The organism is Pseudarthrobacter sp. CCNWLW217, assembly GCF_037203985.1.
Lineage (GTDB): Bacteria > Actinomycetota > Actinomycetes > Actinomycetales > Micrococcaceae > Arthrobacter.
Genome location: NZ_JBBCBT010000005.1, coordinates 14,912 through 34,534, shown reverse-complemented (window position 1 = coordinate 34,534; position 19,623 = coordinate 14,912). Strand labels below are relative to the sequence as shown.

General features: G+C 65.2%; 16 protein-coding genes. 5 read left to right on the top strand and 11 right to left on the bottom strand.

Annotated features, from left to right (window positions below):
- Positions 1 to 2: 2 nt before the first annotated feature.
- A complete protein-coding gene (gene nirB / locus V9L18_RS07520; protein ID WP_337346570.1) occupies positions 3 to 2,633 on the bottom strand; it encodes a nitrite reductase large subunit NirB in 2,631 nt (876 codons plus the stop codon).
- 248 nt (positions 2,634 to 2,881) lie between these two features.
- Here nirB and nirD point away from each other — a divergent pair, with 248 nt between their 5' ends.
- Positions 2,882 to 3,253: a nitrite reductase small subunit NirD gene (gene nirD / locus V9L18_RS07515; protein WP_337346569.1), complete on the top strand. Its 372-nt coding sequence runs from the start codon at positions 2,882 to 2,884 to the stop codon at positions 3,251 to 3,253.
- 7 nt (positions 3,254 to 3,260) lie between these two features.
- On the opposite strand, the gene V9L18_RS07510 is transcribed toward nirD, so the two are convergent.
- Positions 3,261 to 5,000, bottom strand: a complete 1,740-nt coding sequence (locus V9L18_RS07510; protein WP_337346568.1) for a phospho-sugar mutase — start codon at positions 4,998 to 5,000, stop codon at positions 3,261 to 3,263.
- A 123-nt stretch (positions 5,001 to 5,123) separates the two neighbouring features.
- Between V9L18_RS07510 and V9L18_RS07505 the strand changes: the two genes are divergently transcribed.
- Entirely contained in the window at positions 5,124 to 5,609 is a 486-nt protein-coding gene (locus V9L18_RS07505) for an RrF2 family transcriptional regulator (RefSeq protein ID WP_337346567.1), read from the top strand.
- Positions 5,610 to 5,615: 6 nt separating this feature from the next.
- Here V9L18_RS07505 and V9L18_RS07500 read toward each other — a convergent pair whose 3' ends face one another.
- Positions 5,616 to 6,434, bottom strand: a complete 819-nt coding sequence (locus tag V9L18_RS07500) for a purine-nucleoside phosphorylase (RefSeq protein ID WP_337346566.1) — start codon at positions 6,432 to 6,434, stop codon at positions 5,616 to 5,618.
- A 117-nt stretch (positions 6,435 to 6,551) separates the two neighbouring features.
- Between V9L18_RS07500 and V9L18_RS07495 the strand changes: the two genes are divergently transcribed.
- Positions 6,552 to 7,967, top strand: coding sequence for an NAD(P)H-quinone dehydrogenase (locus tag V9L18_RS07495; protein ID WP_337346565.1), 1,416 nt, complete (start codon positions 6,552 to 6,554; stop codon positions 7,965 to 7,967).
- A gap of 31 nt (positions 7,968 to 7,998) precedes the next feature.
- Here the strand turns inward: V9L18_RS07495 and V9L18_RS07490 are convergent, their stop codons facing one another.
- A complete protein-coding gene (locus tag V9L18_RS07490) occupies positions 7,999 to 8,418 on the bottom strand; it encodes a hypothetical protein (protein ID WP_337346564.1) in 420 nt (139 codons plus the stop codon).
- 197 nt (positions 8,419 to 8,615) lie between these two features.
- Between V9L18_RS07490 and V9L18_RS07485 the strand changes: the two genes are divergently transcribed.
- Entirely contained in the window at positions 8,616 to 8,801 is a 186-nt protein-coding gene (locus V9L18_RS07485) for a PspC domain-containing protein (protein WP_267278308.1), read from the top strand.
- A 52-nt stretch (positions 8,802 to 8,853) separates the two neighbouring features.
- On the opposite strand, the gene V9L18_RS07480 is transcribed toward V9L18_RS07485, so the two are convergent.
- The 4 genes from V9L18_RS07480 to V9L18_RS07465 all read right to left on the bottom strand — a co-directional run bounded on the left by V9L18_RS07480 (position 8,854) and on the right by V9L18_RS07465 (position 14,702).
- Positions 8,854 to 9,153 carry a hypothetical protein gene (locus tag V9L18_RS07480; RefSeq protein WP_337346563.1) on the bottom strand — a complete coding sequence of 100 codons (300 nt, stop codon included), beginning with the start codon at positions 9,151 to 9,153 and terminating at the stop codon, positions 8,854 to 8,856.
- Between the two features lie 275 nt (positions 9,154 to 9,428).
- The gene (locus V9L18_RS07475) at positions 9,429 to 10,991 is read right to left on the bottom strand and encodes an FAD-dependent oxidoreductase (RefSeq protein WP_337346562.1); all 1,563 of its coding nucleotides are present in this window, start codon (positions 10,989 to 10,991) and stop codon (positions 9,429 to 9,431) included.
- Positions 10,988 to 13,225 (bottom strand): molybdopterin oxidoreductase family protein, encoded by a 2,238-nt coding sequence (locus V9L18_RS07470; protein WP_337346561.1) that lies wholly within the window; start codon positions 13,223 to 13,225, stop codon positions 10,988 to 10,990. Before V9L18_RS07470 ends, V9L18_RS07475 begins: the two co-directional genes overlap by 4 nt.
- Before the next feature lies 1 nt (position 13,226).
- The gene (locus V9L18_RS07465) at positions 13,227 to 14,702 is read right to left on the bottom strand and encodes an MFS transporter (RefSeq protein WP_337346560.1); all 1,476 of its coding nucleotides are present in this window, start codon (positions 14,700 to 14,702) and stop codon (positions 13,227 to 13,229) included.
- 265 nt (positions 14,703 to 14,967) lie between these two features.
- On the opposite strand from V9L18_RS07465, the gene V9L18_RS07460 reads away from it, so the two are divergent.
- A complete protein-coding gene (locus V9L18_RS07460; RefSeq protein WP_337346559.1) occupies positions 14,968 to 16,380 on the top strand; it encodes an MFS transporter in 1,413 nt (470 codons plus the stop codon).
- 128 nt (positions 16,381 to 16,508) lie between these two features.
- Here V9L18_RS07460 and V9L18_RS07455 read toward each other — a convergent pair whose 3' ends face one another.
- The 3 genes from V9L18_RS07455 to V9L18_RS07445 form a co-directional block, all read right to left on the bottom strand.
- On the bottom strand, positions 16,509 to 17,240 hold the full coding sequence (locus tag V9L18_RS07455) for a glutamine amidotransferase (RefSeq protein WP_337346558.1): 732 nt from the start codon (positions 17,238 to 17,240) through the stop codon (positions 16,509 to 16,511).
- A gap of 77 nt (positions 17,241 to 17,317) precedes the next feature.
- On the bottom strand, positions 17,318 to 17,770 hold the full coding sequence (locus tag V9L18_RS07450; protein ID WP_337346557.1) for a YybH family protein: 453 nt from the start codon (positions 17,768 to 17,770) through the stop codon (positions 17,318 to 17,320).
- 20 nt (positions 17,771 to 17,790) lie between these two features.
- Positions 17,791 to 19,602: an acetyl/propionyl/methylcrotonyl-CoA carboxylase subunit alpha gene (locus tag V9L18_RS07445; RefSeq protein WP_337346556.1), complete on the bottom strand. Its 1,812-nt coding sequence runs from the start codon at positions 19,600 to 19,602 to the stop codon at positions 17,791 to 17,793.
- Positions 19,603 to 19,623: the final 21 nt, after the last annotated feature.

Genomic DNA, 19,623 nt, shown 5'->3' with positions numbered 1-19,623 from the left:
GCCTATACCTCGTTCTCGTCGCGGGGCCTCATGGGGATGGAAGCTCCTATGAGGACTTTCCCCTTTTCTTCCGGGGTGGCCGGGCGCATCTGGCCGCGCTCGTCCGAAACAAAGGTGATGGAGTCGTCCTTCTGGTCCGGGGCGTTGACGAAGGAGCGGAACCGGCGCAGGCGCTCGGGGTCCTTCAGGGTGTCGGCCCACTCGTCGACGTAGGTGTCGACGTGCTTGGCCATGGCGGCCTCGAGGTCCTCGGCGATGCCCAGGGTGTCCTTGACCACCACGTCCTCAACGTGCTTGATGCCGCCGTCGAGCTCCTCCTGCCAGCGCGCGGTGCGCTGCAGGCGGTCTGCGGTGCGGATGTAGTACATGAAGTAGCGGTCGATGTACTTGATCAGGGTCTCGTCGTCGAGGTCCTTGGCCAGGAGCTGGGCGTGGGCCGGGGTAGCACCGCCGTTGCCGCCGACGTACAGGTTCCAGCCGTCGGCGGTGGCGATCACGCCAACATCCTTGCCGCGGGCTTCGGCGCATTCACGGGCACACCCGGAGACGCCCATCTTCAACTTGTGCGGGCTGCGGAGGCCGCGGTAGCGGAGCTCGAGCTGGATGGCCATGGCCACCGAGTCCTGGACGCCGAAGCGGCACCAGGTGGAACCAACGCAGGACTTCACCGTGCGCAGGCTCTTGCCGTAGGCCTGGCCGGACTCGAAGCCGGCGTCCACCAGTTCCTTCCAGATTTCCGGGAGCTCTTCGAGGCGGGCACCGAACATGTCGATGCGCTGGCCGCCGGTGATCTTGGTGTACAGGTTGTACTTCTCGGCTACCGCTGCGATGACGCCGAGCTTCTTCGGGGTGATTTCTCCGCCGGCGATGCGGGGGACCACCGAGTAGGTGCCGTCCTTCTGCATGTTGGCCAGGGCGCGGTCGTTGGTGTCCTGCAGGGTACCGCGGCCGGCGTCCAGCACGTAGGCGCTGTTCTGGCTGGCGAGGATGTTGGCGATGGTCGGCTTGCAGATGTCGCAGCCAGCACCGGTGCCGTACTTGGCCATGATCTCTTCGAAGGAGGTCAGTTCCAGGACGCGGATGGCGTCGAAGAGTTCTTGGCGGGACAGCTCGATGTGCTCGCAGAGGGCCTTGGAGACCTCGACGCCGGACTTGGTGAGCTCGGTTTCCAGCAGCTTCTTAAGCATCGGGACACAGGAGCCACAGCTGGTTCCGGCACGCGTGCAGCCCTTGAGTTCGCCGAGTTCCTGGACCGGGGCGTTGCCTTCGCAGGCGCCGCAGCCGTTGACGGTGTCGCGGATGGTTCCGGCGGACACGTTGTTGCACGAGCACAGGATGGCGTCGTCCGGCAGTTCGGTGTCCGGGGCGTCACCGCCGCCAGCGGCCGAGAGGTACGCGCCGGGCTCGGCGCTCAGTTCCCGGCCCAGGAGCGGACGCAGGCTGGTGTAGGGGGTAGCGTCGCCCACGAAGATGCCACCCAGGAGGGTCTTGGCATCGTCGGTGGTGACAATCTTCTGGTAGACGCCGCGGGCCGGGTCGGCGTAGACGATTTCAAGGGCGTGCTCGGTCTTGGCGAACGCGTCACCGAAGCTGGCGACGTCGACGCCGGACAGCTTGAGCTTGGTGGCGGTGTCGAAGCCCGGGAAAGTGGCTTCCCCGCCGTGCAGGCGGTCGGCGACGATCTCGGCCATGGTGTTGGCGGGGGCAACCAGGCCCAGGCACATGCCGCCGAAGTTGGCCACTTCACCGATGGCCCAGATTCCGTCGATCTCGGTTGCGCAGTAGTCGTTGATGACCACGCCGCCGCGCTGGCCCAGCGAGAAGACCTGCTCCTCTCCTTCGGCCGCGCGGAAGAGTTCGTCGCGCGGCCGGACGCCGATCGCGACGATCACAAGGTCAGCATCGATGACGCGGCCGTCAGCCATGAGGACACCGGTGACCTGGCCGTCGTCGTCGGAGAGCACCTCAGAAGGGAACACGCCGCCGTGCACTTCGAAGCCCTTGGACTTAATGAGCCGGCCCATGGCCTGGCCCGCGCCTTCATCCAGCTGTGTAGCCATCAGCCACTGCGAACCGTCGATGACGATCGGGTTGGCGCCCAACTGCTCCGTGCCGGCTGCAGACTCGAGCCCGAGGAGGCCGCCACCGATGGTGACCGCGTTAACCTTGCGGCCGAGCTTCTCGGTGAGTTCGGCAATGGCCTTGTTGATGGCCCAGACGTCCTCGAGCGTGCGGTAGACGTGTGTGTGCTCGGCACCGGGGATCGGCAGGCGGGCAGCATTCGAGCCCGTGGCAACCACGAGGTCGTCGTATTCAAAGACGTTTCCGGCCGCGGTTTCCACGGACTTGGCTTCGTGGTTGATTTTGACGACGCGCTCGCCGGTCTTCAGGGACATGGCCTCGTGGTCCCACATGCTCGCCTCGCCGAGGGTGAGGTCGTAGTCCATTTCCGTCAGGGCCTTGCTGAGCGCCACGCGGTCGTAGGGGAGGTGTGCTTCCTCAGTGAGGACCGTGACGTGCCAGCCTTCGAGGCCGCGGGCATACATTGCGTCCGCAAAACGGTGGGCCGCCGGGCCGCCGCCGGCGACGACGATGCGGCGCGGAGTCTCTGTGCTTGAAGTCTGTTCGGTCACTGTGGGCCTTTCGCATGGGCCGCAGACGGTGCTCTGCAGCTTGTCCATCCAGACTAGGCAGCCGCAGTTTCGCTTCAGTTTCCCAATTGTTTCGTGAACTTAACTTCTGCATCACGAACGCATTTCCGGCCGGGTGAGGTCTCTTTTACGCGCCGGACACATTCAGCGCATGCCCATGAAACACCGGACGCCTAGCTTGTTAGTACGGCCATACAGGTGGCCAAGCAAGCACAGGGAGAGGAGCCGACATGACGGCAACACTGGAACTTGGGGCACTCGCCACAGAAACTGACACCGCCACAGGCTGGCACCGCGTCTGCGCCGTGGAAGAACTGGAGCTGTCCTGGGGCGAGGCCGCACTCATTGCAGGCCGCCAGGTAGCCCTCTTCCGGACCGGCCCCAGCGAGATTTTCGCGGTAGCCCATGAGGACCCCGCCACCGGCGCCCATGTCATGGCCCGAGGCATCCTCGGCTCCCGCGGTACGCGCCCCACCATTGCCTCGCCGCTGCACAAAGAGGTCTACGACCTGGAAACGGGCGAATGCTTCGGTACGGCTGAGCTGCGGCTGGACACCTTCAACACCCGCATCATCGACGGCTTCATCGAAATCGAGCTCTAAGCTCCCGCTAAAGGCCGAGGGCCTCCCGCACGTCGCCGAGCACCTGGTCCAGGGCGGCGCGTGCGGCTTGGCGTGCCTCGGGGAGTTCCGCTGCGGACTCTACATTCTTGATCACTTCCAGGTAGCACTTGAGCTTCGGCTCAGTGCCGCTGGGGCGGATGATCACCCGGGTCTGGTCCCGGGTCAGGTACAAAAGACCGTCCGTGGGCGGCAGGTGTTCGCTGCCTTCGGCGAGGTCCACGAACGTTTCCACGGCGGAGGAACCGAATGAATCGGGCGGGCTGACCCGGAGCCGGTTCATCATGGCATCCAACAGGCCAAGGTCCGCTACCCTGATGCTCAGCTGGTCGCTGGCGTGCAGGCCGTGCTGAAGGTAAAGCTCATCAAGGGTGTCGAAGACTGTTTTGCCGGCCGCCTTGGCGGCAGCAGCGAGCTCCGCGATCAGCACGGCAGCTGAGATGCCGTCCTTGTCACGGACCAGGTCCGGGGCCACGCAGTAGCCCAGGGCTTCTTCGTAACCGTAGAGCAGACCGGGCACACGGGAAATCCACTTGAATCCCGTCAGCGTTTCCTCGTGTGCATACCCGGCCGCGGCGGCGATGCGTGCGAGCAGCCGTGACGAAACAACGGAATTGGCGAGGACGCCGTCGGGCTTTTCCTCGCCACTGGCCGCAAGCCGCGTCACGATGTGCGCGCCCAGGAGTGCCCCCACCTCATCACCGCGCAGCATACGCCAGGCATCCGTGTCAGGATCCTTGGCGGCGACTGCCGCCCGGTCCGCGTCGGGATCGTTGGCCAGGACAATATCAGCATCAACACGCACAGCCGTTTCCAGGGCCAGGTCCAGGGCGCCTGGCTCTTCCGGATTCGGGAAACTCACCGTGGGAAACTCCGGGTCCGGGGCGGCCTGTTCAGCCACCAGGGTGACGTCGGCAAAGCCGGCTTCGTTCAGCACAGCCACCGCCGTTTCCCCGCCGACGCCGTGCATGGGCGTCAGGACGATCCGCAGGTCACGGGACGGAAAGTGTGCCGGATCGGCGAGTGCTGCGGCGGCGCGCTGATAGTCGGCGGCGATGGACGGATCCAATACAGTCCAGCCGCCAGCTGCGAGGGGGATGGAGTCCAAAGGGCCCACAGCATTGATCCGCGCTGCGATTCCGGTGTCATACGGAGCCACGATCTGGGCCCCTCGTCCGCTTTCTTCCACGGCATGGCGGCCCAAATAGACCTTGTAGCCGTTGTCCTGGGGCGGGTTGTGGCTGGCAGTGACCATCACGCCGCCGTCGCAATCCAGCGCCCTCACCGCGTAAGCCAGCAGCGGCGTGGGAAGTGCGGAGGGCATCAGGAAGGTCTCAAATCCCGCGGCGGTGAAGATCGCCGCAGTTTCCTCGGCGAAGATATCGGAGTTGTGGCGGGCATCAAAACCTACGACGGCGCGCGGCCGGGTGCCCGGTGAAGCGGAACTGACCGCGTTGCTGAGGAAGGAAGCCAGGCCCGCCGCTGCGCGGCGCACCACCACGCGGTTCATCCGGTTGGGCCCGGGGCCAAGAGCCGCGCGGAGGCCAGCTGTGCCGAACTGCAGGGTGCCGTTGAAGCTGTCAGTGAGTTCCTGGCGGGCAGCGCCAACCCCGTCTTCCGCCTGCCGGACCAGTTCAGCGAGTGCGGCGGAAGTTTCGGAATCCGGATCCTGGGCGGCCCAGTCGCGGGCTTGGCTGAACAGGCGGGAGTCGGCATCGGTGGACGTCATGGGCATAACGCTATCGTCATTGCTCCGAAGAAAAGTCCCCGAACACCCCTTCCCGCACAGCGGAGCACGACGAGTGCCCGATTTCCTTGACAGTAAATTTTCTGGACAAGTAGTGTCTCGAATATGAAGATGGGGCAGGGCGTGGAGTGGGCGTTGCACAGTTGCGTCAACATGTCCTGGACCCCGATGGGGGAGGCAGTGAGCAGTGCGCGTCTGGCCGAGTTCTACAAATTACCCGCTGCCTACCTGAACAAACAGCTCCAGGCCCTCGTCCGGGCAGGCATCCTGGCATCGGTATCAGGTCCGAGGGGCGGCTTCCAGCTGGCACGCCGGCCGGACCGGATCTCCGTCCTGGACGTGGTCCTGGCCATCGAAGGGGACGAGCATACCTTCAGGTGCGAAGGCATCCTCAAGGACGCACCCGGCGGCGACATGGACGCTGACTACGCACGGACCTGCCTCATTTCGCAGACCATGCGGCATGCTGAGGTCACCTGGCGTACCGAGCTTTCCCGGCAATCTGTCGCCGGGATAGCCCAAGCCATCGAACGCCGGTTTCCGGACGCCAGGCAGGAAACGGTCAGCAGACTGACCGGAACCCGCACGTGACACCCTTTACAACCGGGCGATGATCTCCGCGAGGAGCTTGGAGATCCTCGGTCCGGCGGCCTGACCGGACTCAATGACTTCCTGGTGGCTGAGCGGGACCGGGCTGATGCCGGCCGCGAGGTTGGTGACCAGTGAGATGCCGAACACCTCCATCCCCGCATGGCGGCCGGCGATGGCTTCCAGCGCCGTGGACATGCCCACCAGGTCCGCACCGATCCGTTTGGCGTACTGCACCTCAGCCGGGGTTTCATAGTGGGGTCCCGTGAACTGCGCGTAGACGCCCTCCTCCAGCGAAGAGTCGACCTCACGGGCCAGCCCGCGGATGCGCGCGGAGTAAAGATCTGTCAGGTCAACGAAGGTGGCCCCCTCCAACGGGGACGCCGCGGTGAGGTTTATGTGATCTTTGATGAGGACAGGGGTGCCCGGAATCCAGCTTTCATTGAGGCCACCGCACCCGTTGGTGAGGACCAGGGTCCCGCAGCCGGCGGCGGCAGCCGTGCGCACGCCGTGGACTACGGCACGGACACCTTTACCCTCATAAAAATGCGTGCGGGCGCCGAGGACCAGGGCCCGTTTGCCTTCCCTGGTGAGCACCGAACGGATGGTTCCCACGTGGCCTTCCACCGCCGGGGCATGGAAACCGGGGACCTCGTCCGCGGCCAGCGTGGCAGTGGTGGCGCCGATCAGGTCAGCGGCTTCAGCCCACCCTGACCCGAGGACCAGAGCGACGTCGTGGCGCTCCACGCCGGTTTCGGCGGCGATGTAGTCTGCGGCGGCGCGGGCGGCGGCAAAGGGGTCAGTGTTCAGGAAGTCTGTATTACTCACTGGTACAAGTTATCGTGCCGCTGCCCCTGTGCACAGCGTCACGACTGCCCGTGATCCGCACCATGGGCAAGCCTGATTATTGGTGGTGCGGGGCCGCATGCGCGAGAATGGTTGTTTGTGACTACGCACCCTGATTTCAGCTCACCCCGGATCGCAATCCTAGGAGGTGGCCCGGGCGGATACGAAGCCGCTATGGTGGCTGCCTCGCTGGGGGCGCAGGTCACCATCATCGAACGCGCCGGCCTGGGCGGCTCTGCGGTGCTCACCGACGTCGTGCCTTCCAAGACCCTGATCGCCACCGCTGACCTGATGACCCGCGTTGGCGAGGCAGGGGAGCTGGGAGTGAAGTTCGACGTCGATGGCGGCGATTTTGTGCCGGTGATGCGGGCGGACCTCAAGCACATCAACGACCGCCTGCTGGGCCTCGCCCGCCAGCAGTCCCGGGACATCTCGTCCGGACTGGAACACCAGAACGTCCGCATCCTGCTGGGCTCCGGCAAGCTCGTGGACAACCACACGATTGAAGTCCTGACCGCGGACGGCACCGAAATTGTGGAAGCGGACACCATTCTGCTGACCGTGGGAGCGCATCCCCGGGAACTGCCCACTGCCCGGCCGGACGGGGAACGCATACTGAACTGGGCCCAGATCTATAACCTCGATGAGCTTCCGGAGGAACTCATCGTAGTGGGCTCCGGCGTGACCGGCGCTGAGTTCGCCTCCGCCTACAACGGCCTTGGTTCCAAGGTCACCCTCATTTCCAGCCGCGACCGCGTACTTCCGGGTTCCGACACCGACGCCGCCGAGGTGCTGGAGGAAGTCTTCGAGCGCCGCGGCGTCCGGGTCCTGTCCCGTGCGCGCGCAGAGAGCGTGGAACGGACCGACGACGGCGTGGTGGTCACCCTGGGCGATGGCTCCAAGGTCACCGGCAGCCACTGCCTCGTCTGTGTTGGCTCGATTCCCAACACCGCTGGTATCGGCCTCGAAGAAGCCGGCGTGGCGCTCACCGAAAGCGGCCACATCAAGGTCGACGGCGTTTCCCGCACCACTGCTCCGAACATCTACGCCGCGGGCGACTGCACCGGCGTCCTGGCGCTTGCCTCCGTGGCCGCGATGCAGGGCAGGATCGCGATCGCCCATTTCCTCGGCGACAGCGTGACGCCGATCAAGCTCCACCAGGTGGCGTCCAACATCTTTACATCGCCGGAGATCGCCTCGGTGGGTGTTTCCGAGGACGAAATCCAGTCCGGCAAATACCAAGGCGACATCGTCAAACTGTCGCTCAAGAGCAACGCCCGGGCCAAGATGCGCAACCACAAGGACGGCTTCGTCAAGATCTTCGCGCGCAAGGGCTCCGGGACCGTGATCGGTGGCGTTGTGGTGGGACCGAACGCGTCCGAACTGATCTTCGCCATCTCCATCGCGGTGAAGCAGAAGCTCCACGTCGACGACGTCGCCAGCACGTTTACGGTGTACCCGTCACTCAGTGGATCGATTTCGGAAGCAGCGCGGCGCCTGCACGTCCACATGTAGGGACGCCTGGCTGTTGTGGGCTGTGGGCAATTCAGGCCCGCAACCTGACATCCTTCCATATCTCCACTGTGGGACAGGCTGTGGGATCGGTTTCGCCAGCCTCGCAAAGGTAGATGATCGCCCGCAACTGGGCCTTCCCGGTGGTGAACAGGCCGGTCATCCCCGAAACGAATTGTGTTTCGCGGGTGCCGCAGGGTGCGGGCAGGAAGTTTGGTTCATCGTTGAATCCGACCGTTTCACCTTGGAAGACCTGGAATATCTGGAACATGTAGGTCTTGTCAGGGTCACACCTCACCGTTAGTTCGACGCTGACAAAGTTGTTCGCCGGCGTGGCCGAAACCTGTGTCAGGGAGACAGGTTTGGGGGCGGCGCTGGCGGGGGCGGCGGTGAGTCCGAAAAGCGCCATCAGAAGGGCCACCACCGTGACCGTCAGGCGCGAAGTGAATTTCATATCCTGCTCCAAGGGATGTGTACCGCGATGTTAGGGGTCCCCCCGGGCTCATTCGGATCACAGATGCTGAAGGCGCATCCTGATCGAAAGGTATGCCCCCACAGCCCCGAAGTCAACGGAACATCGTGACCCAAAAGACGCCGCAGCGGACCGCACCGGGGCTGGTGGGAGTACGGGGATCGCGGTAGCGTGGCGGCATGACTACAGCTCTGGTACGGCCGCGCAGCGGGAAAATCATCGGCGGCGTCTGCGCTGCCTTGGCAGCCCGGTTCGGGCTTCCCAAGTTCCTGGTGAGGCTCGGCTTTGTGATCTTTGGCCTCGTGGGGATCGGCGAGCTGGTCTACATCGCCTTGTGGATCATGATTCCTAAAGCCCCGGCGTAGCACGTGCCTTAGACTGCGGTTGGCCCCGCTACCGGGGCCAACTGCGGTCTACCTAGTGCTCCTCCATAGGCGGTGTGTTGGGATTGCAGGCAAGGCCCGGCTTCGGGAAGAAGTCCTTGACACCCCTCTTCACGAGTTGACCGTAAGACTGGACCTGTCCGTCAAACGGGAAGGCCTCCGTGGGGTCGTCGTTGAGCCCGGAGAAGGCACAGGCGGACCTGGCGTGGTCGGGGCCCATTTCCACCTGGCCGCGGGGAGCATCATCCGGTCTTGCAGCAGAAACGGGACCGGCGCTCAGCCCCACCAACGCCAACGTACAGACCGCAGCACCAAGCAGTGATTTCTTATGCATTGCGTTACCTCAGTTCCTCGAAGTGATGACTCTTCTTGGTGGCAGACGCTGCAGATTGGTGCAAACCATGACACTGCCCAGCGCAGGGTCTGCTACCTACGGGCCGGATGTGGCCCACGGAGACGATCCTAGTGTCGTTCTAAAGACGATGGAAGAACCTGCATCCAAGCATGTGGAAAGCCGCAGGCCGACTCTCAACTAGGTAGCAGCAAGTGTCGTTATGAGCGCTCATAACGACACTTGCTGCTACCTAGTTGGGCGGACCACCGATTATTTCAGGCGGCGGGAGCCGCCTGGAAGTGTTTTTCGATGAGCCCCTTGATGTCCTCGTGGCAGCCGCCGCAGCCGGTCCCGGCCCTCGTTGCCTTGGACACTTCGGCCACAGTTGAGCAGCCGTCCTCCACGGCCCCCTGGATCTTGGCCCCGCTGACTCCGGCGCAACGGCATACGGTGCCCGCCGGATCCGCCGGGCCGGTCGCGGCCAGCTGGTCAGGTCCGTCCAGGCGCAGCAGCAGTGAACGGTCCGCCGGCAGCTCGGAGCCGCGCTCGAACAGCCCCACCAGCTCAGCGGCGGTCCGCGGCATGCCGACCGCCACAAGGCCTTCCAGCACTCCGCCGCGGGTGGTCATCTTGACGTAGCGGCCGTGCTCGGGATCCGCCCACTGAGCGATCTGCAGGCGCGCTCGGCCGTTCACCGCTCCGGCGGTGAGGGCTTCCTCGTCCCACGGTTCGGCACTGTTGTTGCCCGCCACGGCCATATTCATGCCGCGGGCCTTGAGGACCACGACGCCGGCCAGTTCCTGGGGCAGCTCCTGCAGCCCGTCAGCCACTTCCTGCGTGCCAGTGGCCAGCAGGGTGAGGTATTCGGCCAGCCATTCCGCCTGCCGCCAGCCCGGGCCTACCAGGCCGGACGGGCCCTTGGCAGTGCGGCATTCGGCGCAGGTGGGATCGGGGCAGCGGACTTCGGCGCAGTCGCCGATCGCAAAGATGTGGGGCTCGTGGTGGGCGCGGAGCCGGTGGTCCACCAGGATTCCGGTGCCGGTGGACAGGCCGCAGCCTTCGGCAAGTTCTGTCCGGGGCCGCACGCCGCACGAGATGACCAGGAGGTCGCCGTCGATCGCGGAACCGTCGTCCAGCAGCAGTGCCGAGAAGCCGCCGTCGGGCGCGTTGTGCTCCACACCGGTGGACCGGGCATTACCGGCCATCCGGACACCGCACTGGCGAAGGCTGGCCGCGAGGACCGCTCCGCCGCCACGGTCGATGTTTCGTCCCAGGGGATGCGGTCCGTTGTGCACCACAGTCACGGTGGCGCCTTCCTCGGCTGCTGCCAGGGCTGTTTCAAGGCCCAGTACACCGCCGCCCAGCACCACTACGCGCTTGCCGCCGTCCACCGCCTGGCGAAGCACTTCGGCATCCCGCAGGTCCCGAAGTGCCGTAACCCCGGCCGGGAGCACGGGGGAGGTGGGGTCCGGGTTGATACCAATGAGGTTGGGAATGACAGGACGCGAGCCGGTGGCGAAGACCAAGCGCTCGTAGTGGATGGCGCTGCCATTGGTGAGGATTACCTGCTGCCGGGCGCGGTCAACGCGGCGGACCCGCACGCCGAGGCGGACGTCCACCCCCTCGGCGGACAGGGCCTGCGCGTCCGAGAGCGCCAACGCATCGGCGGTGGTGCGTCCGACCCCGAGATCAGCGACCAGGACGCGGTTGTAGGCTGCTTCGGTTTCCTCGCCCACTACGGTCAGGCTGACATGTCCCGCGCGGACCGCCGGCATCAGTTCATCGATCAGGCGAGCGGCCACCGGGCCAAAACCGACAATGACAATCTGCTCACTCATGAGGCCTCCGTCGTCTGCAGAACATTGTTCTGGGGCTGGTTCGCGGCCTGGTCGGCGGCCAGCCGGACCCAGACCTTGTTGAACTTGAATTCGGGCATCCCGGAGATGGGGTCCGTGGCGGCTTCCGTCAGCCGGTTGGCGCTTTCGAGCTCGGGGAAGTGGAACGGCAGGAACACTGTTTCGGGGCGGATCGCCGTACTGAGTTCGGCCCGGCAAACCACCTGGCCGCGTTCGTTGGCTACCGACACGAAGGACCCTTCGGCGATGCCCATTGAAGCGGCGGCGGCAGGATGGATCTGCACTTTCGCCTCCGGCTGGCTCGCCAGCAGTTCCGATACCCTGCGGGTCTGGGCCCCGGACTGGTAGTGCTCCAGGAGGCGCCCGGTGATGAGGGTCATGGTTTTGGCTGCCGGGTCCCTGCCGTCCCCCGTGGGGGGAACGGGGGTACGACGACGGCGGGGCGCCACCGGGGTCATGACCGCCTTGCCGTCAGGGTGCGCGAAAGCGTCAAGGAAGAGCCGTGGCGTGCCGGTGCTGCCTGCGGGGTATGGCCAGTAGGCGGCTTCGCCGCGGTCCAGCATGGCGTAGTCGATGCCAGAGTAGTCGGCAAGGCCGCCGGCGGAAGCCAACCGGAGCTCCTCGAATACCGTCTCGGGGTCCTCGCTGTAGGTGGAGGGAGCCTCAAGGGCTTCCGCCAGGCGCGCCATGATCCATAGTTCGCTGCGGGCACCGGCGGGCGGCTGCAGGGCGCGGCGGCGGCGGAGCACGCGTCCTTCGAGGTTGGTCAGAGTGCCTTCCTCCTCGGCCCACTGCAGGACCGGCAGGATGAGGTCGGCCTCGGCTGCGGTCTCGGATATAAAGAAGTCGCAGACCACCAGGAAATCCAGGCTGCGCAGCCCTGCGATGACCGAGTTCGCGTCAGGGGAGGCCACAGCGATGTTGGAGGCGTGCACCAAAAGGCAGCGGACGCCGTCGGGCTGTCCGAGTGACTTGAGCAGCTGGACGGCGGGGAGGCCGGGCCCGGGAATGGTCTCTTCCGGGACACCCCAGACGCCGGCCACGTGGGCGCGGGCTGCGGGGTCGGTGATCTTCCGGTAGCCGGGGAGCTGGTCGGCCTTCTGGCCGTGTTCCCTGCCGCCCTGGCCGTTGCCCTGGCCGGTGAGGGTGCCGTAGCCGCTGCGGAGCGATCCGGGCAGGCCAAGGAGAAGGCTCAGGTTGATCGCGGCGGTGGCGGTGTCGGTGCCGTCCACGTGCTGTTCGACGCCGCGGCCGGTGAGGATGTAGCTGCCGCCCTTGCGGGCGCCATCGGCGAGCCTGCGGGCGGTTTCGCGGATGAGCTCCGCCGGGACGCCGGTGATCGACTGGACGCGTTCGGGCCAGTATGCGTTGACGCTGCGGACCACGGCGTCGTAGCCGGAGGTGCGCTCCGCGATGAAGGCGGCGTCGGCCAGGCCCTCGTGGATGACCACGTGCGAGAGCCCCAGCAGGAGGGTCAGGTCGGTGCCCGGCAGGGGCTGCAGGTGAAGGCCACCGCCGTCGGCCGTGAATTTAGCCGTCGCGGAACGGCGGGGGTCAACGATGACCAGCCCGCCGGCGTCGCGGACGCCCTTGAGGTGCTGGACGAACGGCGGCATTGTTTCGGCAACGTTGGAGCCCAGCATCATGATGGTGCTGGCGTTGTCCAGGTCTTCGAGCGGGAACGGAAGTCCGCGGTCGACGCCGAAGGCACGCATCCCTGCGGCCGCGGCGGAGGACATGCAGAAACGGCCGTTGTAGTCGATGCGGGAGGTGCCAAGGGCCAGGCGGGCAAACTTGCCCAGCATGTAGGCCTTCTCATTGGTAAGGCCGCCGCCACCGAAGACGCCGACGGCGTCCTTCCCGTAGCGGGCTTGGGTTTCCTTCACGGCCGTGGTCACCAGGCGCAGTGCCTGGTCCCAGCCGATGGGACGGTGGATCCCGTCGTCGCCCTTGAGGAGCGGTTCGGTAACGCGTCCGGGGTGGTTCAGGAGCGTGGCGGAGGTCCAGCCCTTGCGGCACAGGCCTCCCCGATTGGTGGGGAAATCCCGCCCGCTGACTTCCAGCACAGGAGCTGTCGCAGCAGCCGCGGCAGCGGCCTGGGCGGGCACGGGGACTGACCCCGGCTCGGAAGCCGGGGTCAGTTCCGCTGGAGACTTGAGCGTCATGGCGCACTGCAGAGCGCAGTAAGGGCAGTGCGTGTCGGCGCTTTTGGTCATGTTAGACGTGTCCCATCGCATTTCGGTTGGCGTTGCGGATGTAGAAGGCCCAGCAGACAACCAGCATCACAGCGTAGGCCCCGACGAAACCGTAGAAGGCGGGCGTGTAGGAACCGCTGGCGGAGTTGGAGGCGTTCAGTACCTGCGGGATAACGAACCCGCCGTAAGCGCCGATGGCCGAGATCAGGCCGAGGGCAGAGGATGCCAGGCGCTGCGTCTCCACGGTACTGGCTCCTGCCTTCGCGGCCCTGCTGGAGGTGGCGAAGATGATGGGGATCATCCGGTAGGTTGCACCGTTTCCGAATCCGCTGGCGGTGAAGAGCATCAGGAACAGGACCAGGAAGAGCCAGAAGTTCTTCAGGGGAAGGGTCCAGATCATGGTGAGGGTGATCGCTGCCATGGAGGCGAAAGCGGCCACGGTCATCCGGGCGCCGCCCATGCGGTCAGCCATGCGTCCGCCGTAGGGGCGGGCGAGTGAACCGACCAGCGGGCCAAGGAAGGCCAGGGAGAGCGCCACGGTGCCGACTCCGATGGAGGAGAAAGCCGGGAAGTAGTCCTTGATGAGCTTCGGGAACACACCGGCGAAGCCGATGAAGGAACCGAAGGTGCCGATGTACAGCAGTGCCATGATCCACAGGTGCGGTTCCTTGAGCGCTGCGACCGAGCCGGCCACGTCTCCCTTGGCGCTGGTGAGGTTGTCCATGTACTTCCAGGCGCCGAACGCGGCGATCAGGATGAACGGGACCCACATCCAGCCGGCCATCGGCAGGTTCACGCTGCCCACGGCGAGCAGGGTGATCGCGATCGGGACGGCGAGCTGTGCGACGGCGGCACCCATGTTGCCGCCGGCAGCGTTCAGGCCCAGTGCCCAGCCCTTTTCACGGGCCGGGTAGAAGAACGTGATGTTGGCCATGGAGCTGGCGAAGTTGCCGCCGCCGAAGCCGGCGAGTGCTGCCACGAGGAGCATGACGCCGAACGGGGTTTCGGGGTTGGAGACGCAGAGTCCCAAGCCGATGGCGGGAATGAGGAGGAGAAGGGCGGACACGATGGTCCAGTTCCTGCCGCCGAAGCGGGGGACCATAAAGGTGTAGGGAATGCGGAGCGTGGCGCCTACCAGGCTGGGCATCGAAATGAGCCAGAAGATTTCCGACGTGGTGAAGGTGAACCCTGCTGCGGGGAGCTGGACCACCACGATGGACCAGAGTTGCCAGACGACAAAACCGAGGAATTCAGCGAAGATGGACCAGTTCAGGTTCCTGCGGGCGATGGCGCGGCCACCGGACTCCCACTGCTCCTTGTTCTCGGCGTTCCAGTTGGCGATCCAGCGGCCGGGGCGGTATTCAAGGGCGGGTGCGTCAGTAGTACGGGTGGAGCCGGGCTGTGCGCTGGCGGATGAAGACACGCCTTCGTGCAACGGGTTGGTGTCTACATCTACGGAATTGCCGGTGCCGGCATCTGCGCTGCGATCAACAGTCACGGTGTACCTCCTCTTGGGGGATGTTGTCCTTCCAAGGTAGAGACGGCTCGTTTCATGGACGGTCGCCGTTTGTTAACGCGCTGTGACATTTGCCTATCGGGCCGCTTTAGGGGGCGTGAGGCCCGGAAAAATGAGACACCTTCCAAGTGTCCGCATACTGGACCTTTTGTCCATTGACTGGACGAGCGGAACTAATATTGAACTCTAACTACTGCACGCCGGGCCTCTCCCCACGTCCGGCCGGTTCTGACGAAAGTGTTCATACATGTCATCAACTGAAACCTCGATGGGTCCCGAATCTGCCAAGGCGGTGAACTCGCGCGGTCGGGTGATCGTAGCCAGCCTGATCGGCACCACCGTTGAGTTCTACGACTTCTACGTTTACGCCACCGCCGCGGTACTCGTATTCCCCGCGCTGTTCTTCCCCAACCAGAACGAAACAACGCAGCTTCTGAGCTCGTTCGCAGTATTCGGCGTCGCGTTCATCGCCCGCCCGCTGGGATCGGTCGTTTTTGGCCACTTCGGCGACAAGTTTGGCCGCAAGGGCACGCTGGTCGCGTCCTTGCTGACCATGGGCATCGCCACGTTCCTGATCGGCTGCCTGCCGACGGCGCTCGTTCCGGGCTGGGGATTCTGGGCCCCGGCCCTCCTCGTGGTCATGCGCTTTGCCCAGGGCCTTGCCCTCGGCGGCGAATGGAGCGGCGCGGCATTGCTTGCCACGGAAAATGCCCCCGCCAACAAGCGCGCCATCTACGGCACGTTCCCGCAGCTGGGCGCGCCCATCGGCTTCATCATCGCCAATGTGATTTTCCTCGTCTTCAGCTACGCCCTGACACCGGCCGACTTCCTGGCCTGGGGCTGGCGTGTGCCCTTCCTGCTGAGCGCCGTTATGGTCATCATCGGCCTCTACGTCCGCCTCAAGCTGATCGAAACTCCCGCCTTCACCAAGGTGATCGAATCTAACGAGGTAGCCAAGCTGCCGATCGGCCGCGTCTTCAAGACCAGCTGGCGTCCGCTGATCCTCGGCACGTTCATCATGCTCGCCACGTACGTGCTGTTCTACCTGATGACCACCTTCACCCTGACCTACGGCACACGTCCGGCCACGCTTGACGCCGCCAAGGCCGCCGCCGAGAAGGCCGGCAAGCCCATGACGGAAGCCGCCGCAGCTGCCTTCGTCCCGGGCCTGGGCTACACCCGCAACGACTTCCTCTGGATGCTGATCGCCGGCGTCGTGTTCTTCGGTATCTTCACCTTGGTCTCCGGCCCGCTGGCAGAAAAATACGGCCGGCGCAAGATGCTGCTGGCCGTGACCGGTGGAATCTTCGTCTTCGGGCTCCTGTTCGTCCCGCTCTTCAGCGGCGGGTTTGTGGGCACCATGGCCTTGCTGGTCATCGGCTTCTCCCTGATGGGGCTGACCTTCGGTCCCATGGGTGCCTTGCTGCCGGAACTGTTCCCCACGAACGTTCGCTACACCGGCTCGGCCGTCAGCTACAACGTCTCCAGCATCCTGGGTGCGGCGGTGGCTCCCTTCATCGCCGTCGCACTCTGGGAGCAGGCGGACGGCAGCCCCGTGCTGGTGGGTGTCTACCTGACCTCCATGGCGGTGCTGACGCTCATCGCGCTGTTCGTAAGCCGGGAAACCCGGGACCTGGACTACGAGAACAACGTGGCCTGACTTCCAGCCCGCTTAGCGCCGTAAATGCCCGGCGTGCTCCTTGCTTTTGCTGGGAGCACGCCGGGCATTTCTGTGTCCCGGAACAGTGCAACTGGGCAGGAACGACGGCGGAAGTCCGGTTGCCGCTGTCAGTTACCGTAACGGGCCACGAAGTTCTTCAGGATGTTCATGGGTTCGGTCGCCGTGAAACGGCGGGCGTTGGCCATCAGTTCCTCAGCCGACTCGGGCGGGAAGTATCCGGCGTGGCGGTAAATGTCGATCCGGGTGACCAGGCCCTCGGCGTCCAGCTCGGGGTGGAACTGCGTGGCGTAGAGGTTTTCCTTGATCCGGAACATGTGCACCGGGCAGGCCTGGGAAGAAGCCAGCAGGACGGCGTGGACGGGCAGCGAGGAACAGGCCTCCTTGTGCCCGGTGAAGGCGATAAACCGGGCGGGCATTCCGCGCAGGAGAGGATCAGCCAGCCCCGCATCGGTGAGTTCTATTTCCACCGCGCCGAGGGGTTCGCCGAAGGTCCTGTCGATCACGGCGCCCTGGTGTCTCCCCAGCGTCCCGACGCCGTAACAGGCACCGAGGAACGGGAAATCCTGTTCCACGATCCGGTCCAGCAATCCCGCCAGCTCCCGCTCCACGCGGTGTTGCGTGGCGCTTTTGTGCTCACTGGGATCGCTGGACGTGAACGGACTCCCGCCGACGATTACCGCGGAGTAGTCCGCCAGGTCCAGTTCCGGCAGGGGTGCCGCCTCCAGCCTGATCCGCCGCAGCTGCCCGGGAGCCAGCCCGCCGTACCTCAGGTACGCCGCATATTCGTTGTCCGCAGCAGCGTCTTCGGCCCGGGAGGCAAGCAGCAGGAAAGGCTTCACACGCTAAGTGTGCCCGTGGCACCTGCCGGAATCCAGAGGGGCGCGCCGCAGTCAGTGCCCGCAGTCAGTGCCCGCCGTCAGTGCCCGGCAGTCCGGTCCGCCGGCTGGGCCAGTGATCGGCGGGACTGTGGCCGGGCGGCAGGGTCGGCGTGCCGGTGGACGAGCTTCCAGTAGCCTTCTTCCCGGCGGAAGACGCTGGTCACCCGGAGCGCGAACTCCTCCGCGACGGCGGCGCCGTCCAAGCGGGCCCGGAAGTGTTCTGTCTCCACGAGGAAGGCGGTGTCGCGGGCGGTGTAGGACGTAATGGTGTCGAACCCCAGCATCTCGCCGTCCTGGAATTGCCGGGAGGCCTGGTCCAGCCGCGCTTCCACCTGGGCCCAGCCGCGGGCAATGCCGCCGAACGGGTTGGCCAGCGTCACGTCCTCCAACCGCGAGTAGAGATCCTTGACGGGCCCGGCGTTTCCCCGCGTGATTTCCGGAACCGCGAGGTGGTAGCGGTCTACTTCTTCTTCAAAACTCGGTGCAAGCATGGGTGCGCCTCCGGCGGTGACTAGTCTTCGATCGTGGCGATGACGGCACCAGCCGACACCGTCTCGCCTGCTGTGGCGCTGAGTCCTGTGATGGTTCCGGAGCGGTGCGCGGTGAGCGGCTGCTCCATCTTCATCGCCTCAAGCACAACAACCAGGTCGCCTTCAGCCACGATGTCGCCGTTGCTGACTGCCACCTTGACGATGGTGCCCTGCATGGGGGAGGCAAGTCCGTTGCCCGAAGCAGCGGCCGCCGCACCGCCTGAACGGGAACGCTTTTTGGACTTCGCGGGCTTGGCTCCGGCAGTGCCGGATCCGAGGGAGCCGAGGGAGGCGGGAAGCACTACCTCGAGGCGCTTGCCGCCTACTTCAACCACCACGCGCTGGCGTTCGCCGGCGTCGTCGGCCAGGGCCTCGGTGCCGGTAGGCGTCCATGCCGGGATTTCACTGACGAAGTCGGTCTCGATCCAGCGCGTGTGGACCTTGAAGGGGCCTTCCGCCGGGGCGAAATCCGGGTTGGTGACCACGGCCAGGTCGAAGGGGATAACGGTGGGAATCCCTTCGACCACCATCTCCTCAAGAGCACGCCGGGAACGCTGCAGCGCCTGGGTGCGGGTGGCTCCGGTGACGATCAGCTTGGACAACATCGAGTCGAAGTTGCCGCTGATGACGTCGCCCTGCTCAACACCGGAGTCAATGCGGATGCCGGGACCCGTGGGATTCTTCAGGGTGGTGATGGTGCCCGGCGCCGGCATGAAGTTGCGGCCCGGATCCTCGCCGGTGATGCGGAATTCGATCGAGTGCCCGCGCACTTCGGGATCCCCGTAGCCAAGTTCCTCCCCGCGTGCCAGCCGGAACTGTTCGCGGACGAGGTCGATTCCGGTGACTTCCTCGGAAACGCAGTGCTCGACCTGGAGACGGGTGTTGACCTCAAGGAAGGAGATGGTGCCATCCTGGCCCACCAGGAATTCGCAGGTACCTGCACCGAGGTAACCGGCTTCCTTCAGGATCGCCTTGGAAGATTCATAGAGCCTGCGGTTCTGCTCCTCGGTGAGGAACGGGGCCGGGGCTTCTTCCACGAGTTTCTGGTTGCGGCGCTGCAGCGAGCAGTCGCGGGTGGACACCACAACGACGTTGCCGTGGGCATCCGCCAGGCACTGCGTCTCGACGTGGCGAGGGGCGTCCAGGAACCGTTCGATGAAGCATTCGCCACGGCCAAAGGCGGCAGTGGCCTCCCGCACGGCGGATTCGAACAGTTCGGGGATTTCCTCGCGGGTGCGGGCCACCTTGATGCCCCGGCCGCCGCCGCCGAAAGCGGCCTTGATGGCGACCGGCAGGCCGAACTTGTCAACGAATTCAAGGATTTCCTCGGCCGATTCCACCGGATCAGCGGTGCCGGGCACCTGGGGTGCGCCGACCTTTTCAGCGATGTGGCGGGCCTGCACCTTGTCACCCAAGGCGGAGATGGCGTCCGGGGAAGGGCCAATCCAGGTGATGCCGGCTTCGATGACCTTCGCGGCGAACTGGGCGTTCTCCGCGAGGAAGCCATAGCCGGGGTGGATGGCGTCCGCGCCGGACTGGCGGGCGACGTCAATGATCTTGTCCATCACCAGGTAGGACTCGGCGGCGGTGTTTCCACCGAGCGAGTAGGCCTCATCGGCAAGCCGCACGTGCAGGGCATCCCGGTCAGGATCGGCATAGACAGCCACAGAGGCGATGCCTTCATCTCGTGCTGCGCGAATGATCCGCACGGCTATTTCGCCACGGTTGGCGATCAGCACCTTAGTGAGGTTCGACTGCACGGGACTTGCGGACTGCTCCAACTTTGCTGACAAGGCGTCTCCTTCTTTCCTTCA